Source organism: Streptomyces sp. ATexAB-D23 (genome assembly GCF_000373645.1).
Classification (GTDB): Bacteria; Actinomycetota; Actinomycetes; order Streptomycetales; family Streptomycetaceae; genus Streptomyces; species Streptomyces castrisilvae.
Genome location: NZ_KB892084.1, coordinates 1 through 1,307, shown reverse-complemented (window position 1 = coordinate 1,307; position 1,307 = coordinate 1). Strand labels below are relative to the sequence as shown.

Sequence of the window (1,307 nt, the reverse complement as noted above, 5' to 3'; positions counted from 1 at the left end):
CTCGCACCATCCTGATTCACCGCGCTGCCCCGCACCACGGCCAACACCTCATGGCCCAGCCGACGCGCATCGGACAAGCGCTCGACCAACAGGACGCCCACACCCTCCGACCACGCAGCACCATCCGCAGCACCCGCGAACGACTTGCACCGCCCGTCCTTCGCCAGGCCCCGCTGGCGGCTGAACTCCACGAACATGTCCGGGGTGGACATCACGGCCACGCCGCCGGCCAGTGCCATCGAGCACTCGCCCGACCGCAGCGCCTGGGCCGCCAGGTGCAGGCTCACGAGCGACGACGAACACGCGGTATCAACCGTCAGGGAAGGCCCTTCAAGGCCCAGCGTGTAGGAGATGCGGCCTGACACCAGGCTGCCTCCCGTGGTCGCGGCGGCCTCCGTTCCCTGGCCGTAGTCGTGGTACATCAGTCCGGCGAAGACACCCGTCCTGGTCCCCTTCAGGGACCGGGGATCGATGCCCGCGTTTTCGAAGGCCTCCCAGGACGCCTCCAGCAGGAGTCGCTGCTGCGGGTCCATGATCAGGGCCTCGTTCGGACTGATGCCGAAGAACGCCGGATCGAAGTCACCGGCGTCGTAGAGGAAGCCGCCCTCGTTCGCGTAGGTCTTGCCCGGCACTCCCGGCTCGGGGTCGTACACGCCGTCGATGTCCCAGCCGCGGTCGAGCGGAAATCCGGAAACCGCGTCACGGCCTTCAGCGACGAGATCCCACAGATCGTCGGGGGAAGTCACTCCGCCCGGGTAGCGGCACGCCATGCCCACGATGACGATCGGCTCGTCGTCCAGGGCCTGCACGGCGAGGCTGCTGCCACGCTGTTCCGTCTCCCGCGTCCCGCTTCCATCCAGCTCGCCGTCGATGTACCCCGCTACGGCGCGTGAAGTCGGGTAGTCGAAGACGAGCGTCGCGGGAAGCCTGAGCCCGGTCGTCAGGTTCAGTTCGTTGCGGAGTTCGACTGCGCTGAGCGAATCGAAGCCGAGATCCTGGAAAGGCCGGTCCGCCTCGATGGCCTGGGCCGACGCGTGGCCCAGCACCTTGGCCACTCGGCCGCGGACCATCTCCAGTAGCTTGCGGGCGCGCTCGTCGTCGTCGAGTCCCGCCAGGCTGCGAAGCAGCTCCTGCCCGTCTCCGGCTCCAGCCACCGCGCGAGCGGCGGGTCGCCTGGTGGTGGTGGGTGCGAGGTCGCGGAGGAGGGCGGGAATGGTGTCGGTACGAGTCCGCAGCGCGGTGACGTCGATCGGCAACGGAACCAGAGCGGCCCGCCCGGACGCCAGACCCGCATCGAACAGCGCCAG

At 68.9% G+C, this 1,307-nt stretch carries 1 protein-coding gene; it reads right to left on the bottom strand.

Features of this window, described 5'->3' with window-relative positions:
* The coding region (locus B082_RS37295) for an acyl carrier protein (protein ID WP_037711502.1) at positions 1-1,307 on the bottom strand (1,307 nt) is incomplete at both ends.